General features: G+C 50.0%; 8 protein-coding genes. 1 reads left to right on the top strand and 7 read right to left on the bottom strand.

The window, feature by feature from the left end:
- Position 1: 1 nt before the first annotated feature.
- The 7 genes from ACZLMD_RS02675 to ACZLMD_RS02645 all read right to left on the bottom strand — a co-directional run bounded on the left by ACZLMD_RS02675 (position 2) and on the right by ACZLMD_RS02645 (position 16,858).
- On the bottom strand, positions 2-2,041 hold the full coding sequence (locus tag ACZLMD_RS02675) for an ATP-binding cassette domain-containing protein (protein ID WP_489495089.1): 2,040 nt from the start codon (positions 2,039-2,041) through the stop codon (positions 2-4).
- 2 nt (positions 2,042-2,043) lie between these two features.
- Positions 2,044-4,341, bottom strand: coding sequence for a cysteine peptidase family C39 domain-containing protein (locus ACZLMD_RS02670; RefSeq protein ID WP_489495088.1), 2,298 nt, complete (start codon positions 4,339-4,341; stop codon positions 2,044-2,046).
- Between the two features lie 12 nt (positions 4,342-4,353).
- A complete protein-coding gene (locus tag ACZLMD_RS02665) occupies positions 4,354-5,268 on the bottom strand; it encodes a hypothetical protein (RefSeq protein ID WP_482522994.1) in 915 nt (304 codons plus the stop codon).
- Between the two features lie 13 nt (positions 5,269-5,281).
- The gene (locus ACZLMD_RS02660; RefSeq protein WP_489495087.1) at positions 5,282-6,436 is read right to left on the bottom strand and encodes an ABC transporter substrate-binding protein; all 1,155 of its coding nucleotides are present in this window, start codon (positions 6,434-6,436) and stop codon (positions 5,282-5,284) included.
- The gene (locus ACZLMD_RS02655; RefSeq protein ID WP_489495086.1) at positions 6,424-7,821 is read right to left on the bottom strand and encodes a hypothetical protein; all 1,398 of its coding nucleotides are present in this window, start codon (positions 7,819-7,821) and stop codon (positions 6,424-6,426) included. Before ACZLMD_RS02655 ends, ACZLMD_RS02660 begins: the two co-directional genes overlap by 13 nt.
- 138 nt (positions 7,822-7,959) lie before the next feature.
- Positions 7,960-16,659 (bottom strand): Calx-beta domain-containing protein, encoded by an 8,700-nt coding sequence (locus ACZLMD_RS02650; protein ID WP_489495085.1) that lies wholly within the window; start codon positions 16,657-16,659, stop codon positions 7,960-7,962.
- A 37-nt stretch (positions 16,660-16,696) separates the two neighbouring features.
- The gene (locus tag ACZLMD_RS02645) at positions 16,697-16,858 is read right to left on the bottom strand and encodes a hypothetical protein (RefSeq protein WP_022306644.1); all 162 of its coding nucleotides are present in this window, start codon (positions 16,856-16,858) and stop codon (positions 16,697-16,699) included.
- A gap of 202 nt (positions 16,859-17,060) precedes the next feature.
- On the opposite strand from ACZLMD_RS02645, the gene ACZLMD_RS02640 reads away from it, so the two are divergent.
- Entirely contained in the window at positions 17,061-17,771 is a 711-nt protein-coding gene (locus ACZLMD_RS02640) for a LytR/AlgR family response regulator transcription factor (RefSeq protein WP_489495084.1), read from the top strand.
- Positions 17,772-17,845: the final 74 nt, after the last annotated feature.

The following is a 17,845-nucleotide window of genomic DNA, read 5'->3' as shown; positions in this document are numbered from 1 at the left end:
CTTATAACAGCTGGCGCTTCGCCATCTGTGCAAATCTGCCATTGCAATGCAGCAGTTTCTCATACGTTCCCTGTTCCGCAATCCTTCCCTGCTCCAGATAAAGGATCCTGTCACAGTCCCGGATCGTGGACAGACGATGTGCAATAACGAGACGCGTGCATTTCATCTGCTTCAACGTATCCACCACACGCCCCTGCGTCTCGTTGTCTAACGCTGAGGTCGCCTCGTCAAAAAGCAGGACTCCCGGATCACTTGCCAGTGCACGCGCGATCAGAAGCCGCTGTCTCTGACCGCCGGAAATGCCACCACCATCCTCGGAGATCATCGTAAACATTCCCATCGGCATCTGCCGGATATCCTCCGCCAGTCCCGCCCGTTCTGCCGCCTCCCATGCACCCTCCATCGTCAGCCATGGTGCACAGATCGTGATATTCGAGAAAATATCCCCTGCAAACAGCTTTCCATCCTGTAAAACAACGCCGATCCTGCGGCGCAGTGAGGGAAGATCAAGCTGTCCAAGCTCGCGTTCGTCATAATATACCGATCCCCTTTCCGGCACCTCAAAGCCCAGAAGGATACGCATCAGTGTTGATTTTCCGCAGCCCGAGCTACCGACGATCCCGATATATTCTCCCGGCTCGATCCGCAGATCAAGTCCGTCTAACACATACGGCATATCCGGCGTATACCGGAAACAGATGTTGTTTAGTTCCAGCCTTCCCTCAAGCCGTTCCACCGCTTCCCTGTCCTCATAAAGCTCCGGCTCTGCCAAAAGCACCGGGCGAAGCATTTTGACCGCCGGACCGAGACAGCCAAGCTGCAGGCCAAAGTCCGCAAGCATTAAAACAGACACGAAAAAGGAAGAAAATGCGGTCTGAAAGGCAATATAATCCGAGGTCGAAAGTCCACTCTTCCAGGCACACCAGTACAGAGCCATGCTTCCGCCAAGTGCTGTCACCTTTGCGATCACCGGCGACAAAAGGATCCATGCATTTCCCATGACCGGCATATGCTTCCAGACAGACGCCCAGACCTGAAATGCCGACTCCTGTGCACCGGCAATCTTGATCTTGCAGATTCCGCGGATCAACTGATAGGAAATGCCTGTCACCTTTGTCTGCGCCTCGTTCTCACGGTCACGCAGACGGATCTGCAATATACCTGCCACTGCAATATTACAAAGCTGAATGAAAAGGATCACAACCGACGGAATCATAAGTTCACCGGCAAACCATGAGATCTGAAACAGATAGATAACAGACAGCACCGCTGTCAATGCCGCCGGAAGCATTCTGCCGCCAATGATATTACAGATCTCCTCAATGGCGTCCGTGCGCTGATACAGCTCTCCGGAATCATATTGTTTGAAAAAGGCTGCCGGAAGCTGTAAAAGACGCCGCCACACGGCACTCTGTCCTGCCACCTTCATTTTCTCGCCCAGACGGACTCTGCAGATTTCTTTATATAAGGAAAGCAGGGTTGAAAAGATAACGGTGCTGATCACCAGAACCACGATGCCCGGGATTTCCCTTGCCGTCCCGGAAGGAATGACACGATTATAAACAACGCTGTTGATATACGGCATCAGCAGCCCGCACAGCTCCACAAACAGACTGATCACAAGGATTACGATCAAATCGGTATGCGGAATGCTCTCCCACAGGAAACGCCACAGCATCCCCGTCCCTTTGTGTTCACAGGAAAATGGCTTATAAAAGCATCTCGCCGTCCTCTGAAACTGCTTTGCAAGCTGCATATCTACCACCTTTTCCTGTTCTTCGATCCAGACATGGTAGTGGTCTCCGACCGGAACCGCCGCATAGATCCGGTCATCCTCGCCGTAAAGCTCCATTGGGAGAAATGCTTCCTTCCACCATGCCCCCTCCAGTGTGATTTTCCGCGGGATCAACCCAGACTGCCGCAGGATGCTTTCATGCCAGTCCGCTGCCAGCAGATCGATCCCCTCCGGCATAGAGATCCGGTAATAATTCAGAATCCTGGCAATCTCGTTTTGTTCTCTTTTTCTTTCTCTCTGCTCCAATTTCATTCTCCTTTTTGCGCATCAGCCTGCTCAGCGGATTCCTGCTTTATCGGTGAAGCCCCCTCTTCATCCGCTCGAAGCAATGCCGCATATGCACCGTCTGCCGCCATCAGTTCTTCGTGGGTTCCACGCTCCTTTATCACACCGCACTCCAGCATAATGATCTCATCGGCATCCCGGATCGTGGACAGACGATGTGCGATCACAACACAGGTCATCCCGCGCCGTCTTACTGCATCCATCACCTTCTGTTCAGTCATCACATCCAATGCAGAGGTTGCCTCATCCATGATCAGCACGGAAGGATCCTTTACCAGCGCCCGCGCAATTTCCATCCGCTGTCTCTGCCCGCCTGAAAAATCTGAGCCTCCCTCGCGGATCACATGCTGATAGCCATGTTTTCTCGCCATAATGTCCTGATGAATGCATGCATCCTTACATGCCTGAATCACCTTTTCCTGCCGGATCGAATCATCCCACATCGTGATATTATCCCGGACCGTTCCCCCGAAAAGGGCGATCTGCTGATCCACAACGGCAACTGACCTGCGAAGAAGCCGTATGTCCAGCTCCTCCAGCCGGACATCATCATATAACACCGCCCCGGACGCACAGGGATAAAGCCCGCATAACAGCTTTGCGACAGTCGATTTGCCACTGCCGCTGCCTCCTGCCAGTGCGATCACCTTTCCGGGCTCTGCCTCCATGGAGAAGCTCCGGATCAACGGTTCCGTCACCGGGCTGTAGCCAAACGAAATATCCCGCACACAAAGCCTGCCGGTCAGCCGCCCGGTATTCCCGGTTTCCGGCAAAACAGCGCCGCCCGGTAAAGAATCATTCTCCGTTTCCGGCAAAGCAGCGCCGCCCGGTAAAGAATCCTTCTCTGTTTCCGGCAAAGCAGCACCGCCCGATAAAGGATCGTCCTCATACTCCAGCACATCCTGTACCCGCTCAACATTTCCCTTCATCTCCTGTGCCGCCTGTAGCCCCTGTGCAAACGATGTCATCGGCGAGAAGCAAAGCTGCAGAAATGCCTGAAACGCCGCCAGCGTTCCGATCGTCTGCTGTCCCTCAAATACCGCATAAATTCCAAGGATCAGTATGATACCGTTACTAAGTCCAGCCATCAGTCCCGGAAGGATTCCAAGACGGATCCTGCTTTTCTCCAGCTCCAGCCTGGCATTGTCGTATCTGGTCTGATAGCCGAGGATCCGCTCTAAAAGCCCCTGCTCGGCACCACTCGCCTTGATCGTCTCGATCATGGAAATTCCGGACAGCTTCACCCCCGACAGTTTTCCACTGTCCCGGCTTAAATTGCGCCCAAGATTGCCATAGTGGCGCGCCCGCAAAAGAGCCGCCAGAAGCTGTAAGATCCCCGCCACGGCTGCCACAAGACTCATCCGGACATCCAGCGAAAACATCAGACCATACAGACAGAGCATCAGGATCACTTCCATAAGTGCCGGCAGGATCCGTTCAAAAAATAACGAAATAATCTCCTGTCCATCCTGCTGCCTCGAGACAATATCCCCACAAAACCGCTGGTCAAAAAATGCCGCCGGAAGCCGGAGCAGCTTCCGGAAAAACACTGCCGCTTCCCGGATGCGAAGCTGTGCCTGAAGCCGTTTGGCAAATAACACCTGCAGACCTCCGGCAAGAAGCATGCCTGTACCTGTCGCCAGCATGGCAAGCAAAAGTGCCGGCAGCCATTCCGGGGAACCGCCGAGAAGGATCCGGTCCGTAAATATTTTATAAAAGACCGGCGGCAGTCCGTTCAAAAGACTGTACACAGCCCCCAGAACAATGACAAACACAAATGCCGCCTTCTGTCCGCGACACATTTTCTTAATAAATCCTCCTGTCTGAGCCGGCATGCCGATCCGCTCAAACGCCTCTCCCGGTCTAAAACACAGAGCGATTCCGGTAAACGACCGGTCAAACACCTCCGCAGGAACCCGTATCCTTCCTGACGCCGGATCATTGATCACCGCATCCGTCCCGCGAAATCCGCACAGCACCACGAAATGATTGAAGTTCCAGTGAATGATCATCGGAAAATCCTGCCTTTGCCGGATCTGTTCCGGATCCATCTTGTAGGCTTTCGTCTCCAGCTCATGCTTTGCGGCAGCCTTGACAATATATTTTGCCAGGCTTCCATCCCTCGTCACATTGCAGTCAATCCTCATTTTCTCCAGGGGAATAAACCGCTTATAATACGCCAGTATCATTGCCAGCGATGCCGCGCCGCACTCAACGGCTTCCATCTGCAGCACCACCGGCACTCTCTTTACATTTTCCATTGCTTCCCCCTGTTATATTTTCTGAAGGATCAGCTCATACGGATGATATTCCTGCCGTATGATCCGGATCCGGCAACGGTCGCCGGATTTCATGTTCAACGCCTCGCCCTTCGTATTTGACCAGACATAGCCTCCATCTCCCGTCTCCTTCACACTGAGCTGAATGGTTACCTCCACACAATTCTGTGACGGCAGGATTTCCTCCACATAGTCCAATGTGCCCATATGTTTCACAATATGATTTTCCGTCACAATGTTTTCATCAATGTTCGAAATAATTCCTTCGACATAGCCATATTCCTCTCTGGTCACATACGACGGCGTGATCTGCGCCTCCATACCTACCGCAAGCGCGCCGATCTGCTCCCTCGGAACATAGATATAAACCTCCTGATAGCTGTAATCATCCTGCGGAACGATCGATGCCACCACGTCTCCGGCATCGACTGCCTGCCCGTTTAAAAGAATCTTCTGCACAACGCCGTCCGAGGTGCTTCGCAGCATGTATTCTCCGCGCTGCCCGCGGATCTTCTCCTCCAGATCACGGTATCTTTGCGAAGTCTTCGCATAGCTTTTCTGGCGTTCCCGCAAGGTCTCAATCCTTTGCAAAGCAGCTTCGTTATAGATGACCGCAATCACATCGCCTCGCGATACCGTATCACCTTCCTCGACTAAAACGTCACCCAGAACACCGCCGGTCTGCGCCCGCAGACTGATCACATCGTTGTAGTCGAAAATAACACCGTGATAATCTGCCCCGCTGGACACTGTCCCAAAAAGCGCCCACATCACCGCTGCCGCAATTCCTGTCAGAACCGCCGCAAATAAGATCCATGCACCGGATGGAATGATCCGCACTCTCTGGTCGAGCTGTTCGGGTGCTGCCAGCTGCTGCATTGCTTTTTCCTGAAATAATCCCTGTTTCATCCCTCGCTCCCTCTCATTTCATTCGCACAAACTTGCTGTTTCTGCACACAAACACCGGACAGTTTTCGGAAGAAAGACGTCCCTTTTCATCGAAATAAATCCTTCCTGCAACGCCCTCATATCCTTCCTTTTTCTTCAGCTCCCGCATCATGCTCTGACTTTCTCCGCCGCATCTGTCATACGCCTTTCCAAGCATCTGAAACAGATCATAATACTGCACCGCCGCAGTCGAAAAGCGAACCTGCTTTTCCACCTCGTAGCGCCGTATAAACCGTTCCATCTCCTCGCTTTCCTCGTACGGATAGACCGGAACGATCACGACCCCCTCCAGATCCTTTCCATACTTTTTCAGAATTTCAGAGCTGTCAAGGGCATAATCTCCAACCACGGTCAGATCCGGTCTTTTCTTTCGCAGTCTGCTAAGCAGCCATGCGCTGTCGGTCTGTGTATAAAAGTTGGCAACCACCGTATCAATTGAAAGCTTTTCGCATCTCGCCAGCAGCTGTGCCAGACCATCCTCATCAAACGGACCGGTCTGAGTATAATAAATATTCGTATTGTCACTGTCCCGGATTGCGGACTGTATCCCTTTTAGTTCGTCCTTTTCAAATGTTGTATCCGAATGACAGAGTGCAATGTTTTCCCGTTTTTCCTGTTTCAGAAATTCGCCGATACTGCTGCCGATCGTTCTGCCGCTTAAAAAATCCGTGATCAGATATTCATAGCCCCGTTCTGCCACCTCATCGTAGCAGCCCATTGTAATAATAAACGGCTTTTGTACCTGTTCAAAAAATCCGGCCTCCGCACCGATCGACTCGAAATTCTGAAAGCTGATGACCAAGTCCACACTTTCATCCTCCGCCAGTGCCTTCGCCATGGAAATTCCATTGACATAATCGCCTCCGTCATCCACACGCTCCAGATCGATTGATATCCCGCTTTCCTTTTCCAGTGCCTCCTGCGCAAGCATGATCCCATTTTCAATTCCTTCATCGGAATAATAGTAATCACCACTGTCCAAAATAACTATTTTTAATGTGTCCGTTTTTGTGGACTTTGCTTTTGGGGGCTTTCGCTGTATTTTTCCTGCCACCATAACAATTCCTGCCACTACTGCCAGAATAACGATTCCGGCAATGATCCGTTTTTGACGTTTCACTTCATCCATCCCTGCTCTCCTGCGGGCTGTCCGATATAATCCTTATATCCGGCAGTTGTCCGGTATATGGTGTTTTTGCCGTCTCTGCTTAAATATTCCGGATAGAGAAGCTGGATCAGTTCCATGTCTCCTCCATGAATCTTATTGCACTTACGCCCGGAGTCCGTCTCGTCCACGCTGTCCACCTGTACCACATACCGCGTCCCATACAGATAATACGGTAGTGCAAGCATTGTGATATAATCAACCACCGCCTCCTTGCGTGTATCCCTTCCCGTGATCTTCTGCATATAGGTTGATCCCTCAAGATACGGTCTTCTTTTTTCATAAAAAAGCTCCCGCAATTCCACCTCTCTGTCATGTACCACCAGATAGGAAAGCTTCGGATAATCCTCTGCGACATGACGGATCACATCCAGATAATGATCCGTGATCCGATAACATTCTTCGCGAAATTCTTCCATCACCTTCTCCCGGAGCGTTTCCTCCAGATTTTGAAGAATTGCCTCCATGTACTTAAAATAGGACAGATCCGGAAGCGGAATCACAATTTTCCCGTCAAATACCTCTGCCACACTGAACAGATAACGGATACTGTCATACTCCTGCCTTGTCACTCCCTTTTTACAGTTACGGATCCGGACAGCCTCGATCGTCTCCGGATGCCTTTCAATAAATTCCTCGATCGTCTCCTTTTCGTCATTTCCGACAAGGCAGCGTCTGTCACAGCTGCAGTCAAAAACCGCCCGCTCCCCATCGTCTGTCGTCATCTCCAGAAAAACCTCATCCACGCCAAACAGGCACGGTCCTCCCACCAGCCCGATCGGCTCCTTCTGTGCTAATGCCTTTCGAAGCTGTTCCAGATGCGACACAAAAAGAGGAATCTCCCGGATGTCTCCGGTCTTTATCTTTGCAAGCTGCGGAAACATTTTCTGCAGATCATAAAACCAGCTGAAATAGACCGTATTTTTGTACATCATTGTCCGGATCTCTCTGTAATCATAGCCGTAAATACCGCAAATCTCTTCCTCCTTTTCCCGCCGGATTTCCCTTTTTTGTTTCTGCAGACGTTTTCGTTTCTGTTTGAATATTGCCATTTCTTCCTGTGTAAAGCCTTCTCCCGCTTCGTTTTTCTTTCGCTTAAGCCATCTGCCAAGCTGCTCGGATATACGGTTGATACGTATATATTCCGGATCGTTTTCCAGCGCATTCTTCAGCCTGCTTTTGTATTCCAGAAGCTCTGCAAACTGCTCGGCACTGTCCTCTCCGTTTTTTTCCTGAAGAAAATTTCCTATCGTGATCGGATAATCAAGCACCTTTCCGGGCATTTCCTGGTAGACGCTCTGTTCCGGTTCCATTCTGTCACATAGTATACTCCGGATGTCTGTCAGCATTTTCTTTTCCTGCCTTTCTAAGCAAACAGCCCGGCATAAAATTACCGGGCTGCCTGGCAGCAAACCTGAAATCGGTATACTGCTTTCCTTGTTTTTAACCTTAACAAATGTCATGGATCACTTCATTTGACCCCTGAATTATTTTTTGACTTTAACAACGGTTTTGCCGGAGTATCCCTTCTTCGTCACCGTCACTCTTACCGCCTGTTTCTTTTTCAGCTTTTTCTTCAGGCGGATCACCACTTTGCCCTTTTTGTTCGTCTGATATACCGGATACTTCCGGATCAATCCCTTTTTCTTACCTTTTCCGGCTGTCTTTTTGTTCCGGTAAACAGTCACAGAGACCTTCGCCTTTGACAGCGTCTGAACGGTTATCTTATTCCCCTTTTTGTTGATCGTCACCTTTGCCGTCGTCTTTTTCACGGTCGGCTGTACGCCTGCGTCTGACGGTGCCGGCGATGCGGAAACTGATGGCGTACCGGATGGTGCTGCGGTCGGCTGCGAGCCGGCCGGTGCGGTACTTGACGGTGTATCTGTCGGCACCGGTGTCACAGTCGGTGTCGGCGTCGGCTTTACTTCTGCCTTTTTGACCGTTACCTTGATCGTATTTCTGGTGATCAGAGACTCCGGCACACGGTACATTTCCCGGTTCTGTCTAAACCATCCGGTTCCGTCGGTCTGGCTTAACGAGCCAAAGCTGCCATCGTATTCCTCCTCAATATTTCCGTTTGCGGCAAATGGATCTGCCTGCTGCAGCTCGCCGCCCGGATAAGTGACTGCGGTAATTTCCGTCTCGCCCTCCCTGAGCGGGATCAGCACACCGTTGTCATTGACATAAGCCACACTTTCATCCGAAGAGGTCCATTTTGTATTCAGGATCGCCTTTGGATCAAGCCCCTGTTTCTGAAGCTCGGCTGCCTCACTGCTATCATCTTTCCAGTCAAAGACCGGCTCCAGCTTAAGCACCTGATCCTCAGAAACCTTCAGCGTATCCTTTACCGGCTGCAGCGTCTGTGCCGCATCCATGATATCCGGAATACCCTGATCCTGAGCTGCTTCATTGCTAAGCTCACACTGTCCGATCCGGATACCGCTCAACGCATCCACTGCCTTTCCTTCCCATGCGGACACTTCTCTTGTCACATTAAACGGCTGTGAGATATCGCCATATTCCGCCGTCAGCGTCAGTGCATCGGACTTGCTTCCATCCTCTGCGGTTGTAACTTCGCCGAACTTCGAATTGCTGATATCAACCGTCATGGTCAGATCGCAGCTCTCTCCATATGCTGCCTTAACATTCTTTTCCTGTGCCAAAACTTCTTCCTTATCCTTCACCTTTACCGTTCCTTCAAAATCCTGATTTCCCGTATTGACAACATGCAGCTTCACCGATGCTGTTTTTGCATCAACAAGCTCTGCACTGACCACGGAAATACTCAGCTCCGGCTGTTCATGAAGCACCTTCTCCACGGTAGTGATCTCATCCCCCTGCTTCAACTCGATCACAAGCTTTGTTCCTTCTATCTGTCCCATATTCAGGACACCATCATACTGCAGTGTTACCGTATTTCCTCCGAGAAGCACTCCCTTTCCGCCATCCTCTGTGACGGTTCCAAGAGACGTCCATTCCACCTCGTCGGTCACGACTTCATTGTCCCCCCGGATATACATCCGATACTCCGCATTTTCGATCGGTTTTAAGCCATCGTTGGTGACATTCATCCGGAAGGAAATGTCCTCTCCCGGCGCATAAAGCTCCTTCTCCGTCTGAATGCCATCATTCTGTAATTCACTTCCGATCACAAAAGTCTGCGCATACATCTGCATATTGCTTTCATCCATTTCGAAGACATTGTTGTCATCGAGTTTCTGTTTTCCTTTGATAAAGAAGGCGCGAATATTTCCGTCCTCATCCACCCGGAAGGAAAGATCCTCGTAGTTGTCTCCCTGTCCATCGGTAAGCTGAACCGGTTCTGACCATCCATAGCCGTCACAGGCACGGATCGTTTTAATCTTTGCCGGATCCCCTGCCGAAACGACACCGGTCTGACCGTTCAGATCCTCCTGCTTTTTGTAGTCAAACGTGAACACATCGCCCGCAGAAAGGGTCGAACCGTCCTCCAGTGTTGTGTCCTTCAATGCCGTGAAGCTTACCGGATACGTTGTTTTATCCTTGCCTGCCGCAAACTGGTACGTTTTCGTATCATCGTCCTCAAATGTGTATGCGCTAGAAACAGATTCCAGCTCCGGTTCACAATATGCTCCGTAAAGCTGTGTCTCGCGCACGACATTTTCGGCTCCCGACTTATCTTCATCCTTCTGGCTCGTTCCGAGTGCACTCCAGATCACATACATGCTATTGTCGTTTGCCTGCACATCGTATTCACTGATCTTGTTCTCCGCAACACTGCCATCCTCGCTGACCTCCTGCTGATGACGGATTGCTGTGACAACCGGATCATTTTCGTATTTGTTGATGATATACATCGGTCTTGTACTGCCATCCGGCATGGAGACCTGTGTTTCCTTCAGATAACTGCTGTCACTGTTTAAGGACGATACTATATCGCTGACATTCAGATACTGAATATCTCCGTCATGCAGCCAGTACAGATAGGTCATGCCCTTGCAGCGCACAAACTTCGGTCTGGAATCTCCGACAGAATCGCCCGTGATCTGGATCGGATGATGGAACTCATCCTGCCTGAAGTTGTAGATCTGCAGGTACAGTCTCTGATCGTCACTCGTCTCCAGATTGGCATCCGCATCGGTCGTGTACGCATAAAGAGACAGGCCGTTGTAGGAAATGCTGTCGGAATCTACGACACGCGGATCTATCATCTCATCTACGATCACGTCTGAGGTCTTCTTTGTCTCTGTGATCGTACGCGTAACCGTTTCTCCGTTTTCATCCTCGATCTCAACGGTTTCACCCGGTACCTCAGTCTCCGTTTCCTCGATCCTTGCCGGTACACCGAGATCTAACAGTCTCTGACCATATAACTCAGGATCCTCCGGATCTGCAGAATCCCATTCCAATGCTCCGTTTTTCAATGTTGCCATACGACATGCGATCGCATTGTAGCCATTGATGATATCACCGTAGGTTGTCACCTCGGAATCACTGTCGGCATCCTCATCCACGATCACATCGCCATTGTTGCCATGCTCGTAGCTTTGCTCATCGTAATCAATCTTCGTATAGTAAACAACCAGCCTCTGTGATTCTTCATCAAAGGCGATCATCGGATCCATATCTGCCATCACTTCATCCTGTGTTGTCTTCGTGACCGCAAATTCGTCCGTCATCGTATTATCATTAACATCAAACAATACACCACTGATATCAAGCTGCGACAAAACATCCTTGGTGCCGTCCTGATCGGTAAATTCCCTTGCGGCATCGGACCATGTGATCAGCACCTTGTCATCTGTCAGACGATAAAGAGCCGGTGCCTCATCCCAGGTTCCGTCATCGCTGACACTGACCGGTCTGGACCATGTTGTGCCGCCATCTTTCGTGATCGTGTAGAACAGCTCGGCACGGTTGATCATGTCACGCTCTCCGCTGTCGCTGATAAATACCGTGAGCTGCTTGCCATTGCCCAGATCCAACATCTTTGTCTGCTGATCCGGATAAGCTCCCTCCATCAGGAGAACCTCTTTGCCGGCATCCACTGACCGCTTCTTTAGCTTCACCGGCTGCCACTTGCTTCGGTTATTCAGATAATCTCTCGCAAATTCTTCCGAATTGGAGATATCGTCAATATCCTCATAGAGATAATTCTCCTCGAAGTCATTTAACATCTTTGCCACGCTGACTGCACCATACTGGAACAGATTCATCTGCTCACCCTTGTAAAGCGTCCATTTCTTTTTGATAAATAAAATTTTCAGCTTCAGTGCCGCACTCAGTGTAACATTTCCATATCCGGAGGAAGATTCGTTCTGTCCCATAATTGGTACAGTGAATCCGAAGTTAAAATCGGCTGTTCCGGATACGACAACACTTGCCACCTTGCCAAGACCAACACCCGCGCCCACGGTAATGGTCGGTGCCAGCATGAATTTGGTGTACAGCGAGAAGTTATCCTTATTCAGGCTTAATGCCCCCTTCTCGTCGCCGGCCTTTGTCACATTGAATACATCATCGTACATTCTGCCGTTTGAGGATTCTGCGGCAAATGCTGCCACCGCCTTTCCTCCTACCTCAAGCTCTGCAAGGATCTCCACTCCGATCGGCGTCATGTAGCTGACCGTATACTGGAAATCTGCATCTGCCGCGGCGATCAGTGCCAGCGAATTAAAATAATACTGACCATCCGGCTTGCCCTGACCGGTAATTCCACTTTCCACCGTCAGGATCACCGCAACGCTGAAATTGTAATGGAAGGAGCTGCTTCCCATTGTACTGCTTGCCGGAGCAGCGCTTTCCTGCGCCTTCTCCGCCGCCTTCTTGCTCTCATTCAGATCCTTCTTCGGTGCCGGTGTGCTTGTTGCCTTCTCATCGTCACCGTCGTCATCCTCGCTGTCATCACTGCCCATCAGACTCTCCATATACTGCTTGATATTGTCTCTTCCGGACAGTGCCTCCCCCTTATTCTCCGCACGATATTCTAACTGCTGTTTCTTAAGCTCCTCCATGACCTTGCTGTTATAGCCAAAGGCAACCTGGATCGTGTTGATCTGCGCATTTGTTTTCTTATCATTGTAATGCGTCTTGTTGCCCATAGATTCGACATCATAATCAAGAGGAAGATCAAACTTTGTGCTGACACTTCCGATCAGCTTGAGCACCTTGGTAAACGGTGTCTTAAAGCTTGCTGCAATGCCGATCGCCGTCAGTTTATTCTGGAAGGTCATACCTACATCCACTGCAGGATATACATGGTCAATCTCCTTGCCATCCTTCTTATCCGTAAAGATTCCCTGAATGGTCATCTGGTCGCCGCCCTTGACGCCTGCCTTTAAGGTATTTAAGGTCAACTCAAACGGCTGATCTGCCGATTGACGCGTTAAGGTCTTCGAATAAATCTCACGGTCGTCGCGAAGAATCTTCACCACAGCCTTATTTGCCTTAACACCAACGCTGGAGCTAAAGCCAAAGGTAAATGTCGTGTCATCGTTGACAACATCTAAGATGCTGTCGCTTCCGTTGGAACGGATCCCTGTGTCTGTTCCGCCGATTTTCACTGAGAAATTGGTCGGGAACATATACTTGGAAACATCGATCGTCTCCTCTTTATAGCCGGTTCCCTGTACGGCACCGACAAAGCTGATCGCACCCATGCGGACGTCCGCCATATAGGTTTTCCCCTTCTCATAGTTACCTTCTGCGATATAGTAGCCTTCGCTGTCTCCGGTCACAGCATCCTGACCGGCAAAAGTCACGGTCGCATCAGTCAGCGGTTTCTCGATCGAAACATCCGGATCCAGCACCGTGGATGATTTCTGCGTCAGCTTCATCAGCACGGTATTTTCATTGCCGGTCGATGTGTCGCGTCGCACAAAATCATAATAAACCTTGCTGTTTGCATAAATGTTCGGGCTGTATTTGAATACATTTCCATAGAAAATGCTGACGCTTCCCGCAAGATCCCCGGAAAATCCAAGCTCTTCGAGACGTTTCTTCGCACTTTTCACATTTTCATCGGAAAGATTTCCATCGTTGTCGGTATCTGCGGAATAATCTCCCCATCTGCCGATAAACAGCGGAGAAATCATGGCATTCATGGTGTAATCCGTAAATGGATTTGCATTTTTGAAGGTCAGTCCGGTGTTTAAATTGCCAAAGGTGTTGCCGCTGCTGTCCTTCATCATGCCCTTGTCGTCAGACACGGACACATAGCCGCCGGAGTTTCCGAGGAAATCAATCTCTGTTTCCTGCGAGGTCAGACTTAATCCATTCACCTTGCGGCTTCCGCTGATTGTAATGGTTGCCCCGGTTCCGTCCACCCAGCCAAGCTTCTTCCATGTTCCGCTCATGGAGAAACGGTATTTTCCGTTTACAACCGTCGGTGTCAGTTTATACGGTGCGCCCGTAACCAACGCACCGCTGTCATCATACACACACAGACTTGCGCTGACCGGTTTGCCGAACATCTGCGCCTGATCGCCCTTGCCGTTTTTGTATTTTGGATTAGCAAGATATTCAAAGGAAATGGATACCTGTGCATCCGTACCACTCTGATACAGCTTCTCCATCGCCGTCTGCATTGCTTCCACATCAGAAGCCTTTGAACAGTTATACGTCTTTCCGGCGATCACATATTTCAGATTTGTGTAGGTATTGCGGTACGTGTTCGGATCCGCCTCCACCTGCAGCTTCGTATCGCTGTAGTCAAGCTTGACGATATTGTATGGCATCTGCAGCGAGATATTGGCAACATTTCCCGCCGAATTGCTGTTATCAAGCGTCAGACAGGTGCCTGCCGCTGCTGCCGCAAAGGACTTCCTGCCCCACCTGTAGTCATTCTCATTTCTTGTGGTATAAACAGAGAACGCCGGGTTGTACGCGGCAACATTTCCGGAGCCGGTCAGCCCCTTCACCGTATCACCCACCTTGAGCGTAAACTCTTTCCCCTTCGCATCAAAGCCCTTGAGCATTCCTCTGTTGACATTGGCATTCTCCAGCTTTAATTTCGCTGTCTTCTGGGACAATACCGGTCTGAAATAGATCGTATCTGCCTTATAAAGGTCAAATTTACTAAAGAAATCGGCATTTAATACAACATTTAAATTGCTTCCGTCTGTGATCCTCTGCCATTCCCTGTTGTCTGTTGATGCCTCAATTCCCTTCAGCTCCAGTACCTGCTCGTTGAATTTCTCGAGCTTAAAACGGATCACATCGGAGCGGTAAACGCTGCCATAGCTCGTTTGATTGATCCCGTTTTTACTGTTCTGTACATTCGAGGAAACAGAATCGATCTTTAAAGTAGGAGTAATATCCGTTTTCTTTTTTAAGGCCAGTTCTCCCTTTCCATTTCTGTCATACCCGACCTGATATTGCTGCGTATAAAATTTATCACGGGATGCCTGACAGGAGGCCGTGTATTTTTTCAGATATAAACGCATCCAGCCTACATAACCATTGGTATGATTGCCTTCCTTTGCCCAGCTCTGAACCTTCACCTTATTTTTCCACTGGTTATTGTTGTCAAAGGACTTCTTACAGACTGCCCAGTTTGTGTCTGCTTTATAGCTCCACTTCTGATCATTTCCAAAATACATATTGACGCCGTATTCTTTTTCTGAATGATGATGCGTCTTCTTAAAGATCCACCAGCCTGAGGTCGTGGTCCACTGTCTGCCGTTACCGGAATTGTAGTAGCCAAACTCCGCTGCCGAAGCACCGTACAACTTCACACTGTCCTTTGTGGTGATCCATCGGTCACCGCCCCAATATTGGAACCGTGTCTCATTATTCTCACGCCAGATATTACCACCGCTGTAGTCCATATCCTGCGCCGGAACAGCCCACTGACCATTTGCCGGCTTCCAGCCGTTCGGACTGATCTTCTCCGGACCGGTCTGCGCTGCCGTCGCTGTTTTCAGTGCTGCCTTTTTCTTCGATGTGGCTGCCGGGATCACAACCTGGCAGGCATCCTTCATATAGCTGCTTCCGTCACGGCTTAACAGAACATAAAAGTCGCGGCTTGCCTTGCGGTACTCATTTGATAATACATCAATGGATACCTTCTTCTCCGTCTCACCGGCATAGAAATCGACCTTTTTCAGACCGGCTTTATAGTCAGCCCCCTGATTGGCACTTCCCTCGCCGGTTCCGATATAAACGGAATCAAAGAAATTAATTCCTGCCGTTCTGCGAACCGTGACAACTGCTTTGTCCGCGGAGGCATTCACCTTATCCTTTGCAAAGGTATACTTAGACGTCTCACTGCCATCGTTATCCTTGATATTGACATAGGCATTGTAGGATTCGCCGACCGGTGCACTGCCCTCGACCGGAAGAAGTGCACAGACAAGCTGCTCCTCTGCCTCGGAAATCTTGTCATCCTTCGGCACCAGATAGAGGTATTTGACATACTCTCCGTCCTTGAAGTTTAACACCTGCTCACTTCCGGAAACATTGTCCATAAAGACTTCAAAATTGTCTCTTACCTCGTCTGCCTTCTCGGAGTTATCGGCAATCTTCCAGTTTGGACGATCCGATTTCTGTCCGGTCTGCGCGTCGCGGCTTGCCTTTAAGGATGTTTTCGCTGTCTGTGGTTTGCTATCTGCCTTTGCGGCATACGGCGTCACCGTCACGTCCGGATACTGATCCAGTGGATTCCCGGTTGCAACAACCTTCTTCTCCTGACCGCCGGCATAATCTGCTGCCGCAGCCTCCACCACACTGCTGCCGTCCGGCGCCTCGGTGCTTTCTGCGGTATCGTCTTTGCTCAGATCCACCTTCTTTTCCATTGCCGTCTGAATCAGCGGAAATGCATCCTTCCCCTTCTTCATGGCACGGAAACGATTCTTTCCCACATAGATCTTATAGTCCTCACCATAAGAGCTTGTGATATCAATCGCTTTAAACTTTACCTGTGCACTCCCCTCGGTTCCACCCTGACGGATCACGGCAATCTCAAGCGCCTTGTCACTCTCCTTCACCTCCATCTGGGTTCCCAGAAAGTTAAACAGTCCGTTCGGATATTCCTGTACCATCTGCTTTCCGTCCCGGATCGCTTCCCTTAAGCCGGCTTCCTGCGCCTTTGCCTTCTGCTGATAGGATGCTGCCGCGACCGAGACCTCCGAAACATTTCCCGTTGCGAGCATCGCCGCCACTAAGAGCAGCGATATTCCTCTTCGGTAATAACTTTTCCATTTTTTCATACAATCCCTCATTTCGTTTTGCGGATTTTACTGTGACTTAAATCCTGCTGATCGTGTCATCACTGATCGCAGTTGTCTCAACCTTCTTTTTCTCACGCAGGCTGTAGCCGCCTGCCACCTGCTCGAGGTCCTCCAGACTGATTTCTGTCACCTCCTGTGCTGCCTTCTTGTCCTCCTGATTGAGCTTCTTGTTTTCCATAAGCTCCTCCTTTCCTGCATTACCTTCATTGTTTTCATTTTATTCATAATAACATCGCTGTTACCGAAAGAATACCTGCATTTCGTCCAAAAATTCATACATTTGGTCAAAAAACGTATGCGTTTATGCATTTTTTGCTGTATTTTTGTGACGAAATGTGTTACAATTTGTTCATATTCATCGAACGAGGGGAGGGTTTGCTATGACCATTGCAATCTGCGATGATGATCCGGCGGTCTGTGACTATCTGACCGGCTGCATCCGGGAATACGATGCGCTTCACGGTATCGGACCGGATATGAAGATCCTCTGTTTTCCGCGGGGCGGGGATTTTCTGAAAAATCCCCACGCCGATATTCTGTTTACGGATATTTATATGGAAGATCTGTCCGGCATCGATATGCTCCAAAGCATTCCGCCGCGCTTCCGTCCCCGCTATGTGATCGTGATCAGCACCAGCCGCGAGTTTGCCATTGACGCCTTTCGGCTCAAGGCGACACATTATCTGATCAAGCCCCTTGACCGTAAGGATGTGTTCGAGGCGCTGGATCGCTGTATGGAACATCAAAGGCTCTCCCCGCAGCTTCAGCTCCATGCGGCTTCCGGTCTGATCTCCATCCCGATGGCATCGATCATTTATCTGGAGTCTTTTCATAAACGCACGCTGATCCACACGGAGCGTGAGACGATCTCCACCTACGATCCGCTGCAGTCACTAAACGAAAAGCTGGACGACCGTTTTCTGCAGCCACACCGCAGCTTTATCGTGTCCATGCCGCATATCCGTGCGTTTTATTATGATCATCTGATCCTCGATAATGATCTGGAGATCATGCTGTCCCGCAAGAAGCGCAACGAACTAAAGAAGCAGTATCAGGACTATCTTTGCCGGATCACGCGGGAACGCGGATGACTGCGCTGACAGAAAGGTAAGCTCAAAAAGGCTGCAGGCCGGAATGCTTTTTCTGATTTTACAGACTGCAAGTG

Source organism: Jutongia sp. (assembly GCF_057878315.1).
The sequence above is the reverse complement of the archived record's forward strand: the minus strand, read 5'-3'. Positions and strand labels throughout refer to the sequence as shown.

Coding starts and splice junctions, on each gene's coding strand:
- ACZLMD_RS02670 (WP_489495088.1), bottom strand. CDS start 4,341: ATGGAAAATGTAAAGAGAGTGCCGGTGGTGCTGCAGATGGAAGCCGTT.
- ACZLMD_RS02665 (WP_482522994.1), bottom strand. CDS start 5,268: ATGAAACAGGGATTATTTCAGGAAAAAGCAATGCAGCAGCTGGCAGCA.
- ACZLMD_RS02660 (WP_489495087.1), bottom strand. CDS start 6,436: ATGGATGAAGTGAAACGTCAAAAACGGATCATTGCCGGAATCGTTATT.
- ACZLMD_RS02655 (WP_489495086.1), bottom strand. CDS start 7,821: ATGCTGACAGACATCCGGAGTATACTATGTGACAGAATGGAACCGGAA.
- ACZLMD_RS02650 (WP_489495085.1), bottom strand. CDS start 16,659: ATGAAAAAATGGAAAAGTTATTACCGAAGAGGAATATCGCTGCTCTTA.
- ACZLMD_RS02645 (WP_022306644.1), bottom strand. CDS start 16,858: ATGGAAAACAAGAAGCTCAATCAGGAGGACAAGAAGGCAGCACAGGAG.
- ACZLMD_RS02640 (WP_489495084.1), top strand. CDS start 17,061: ATGACCATTGCAATCTGCGATGATGATCCGGCGGTCTGTGACTATCTG.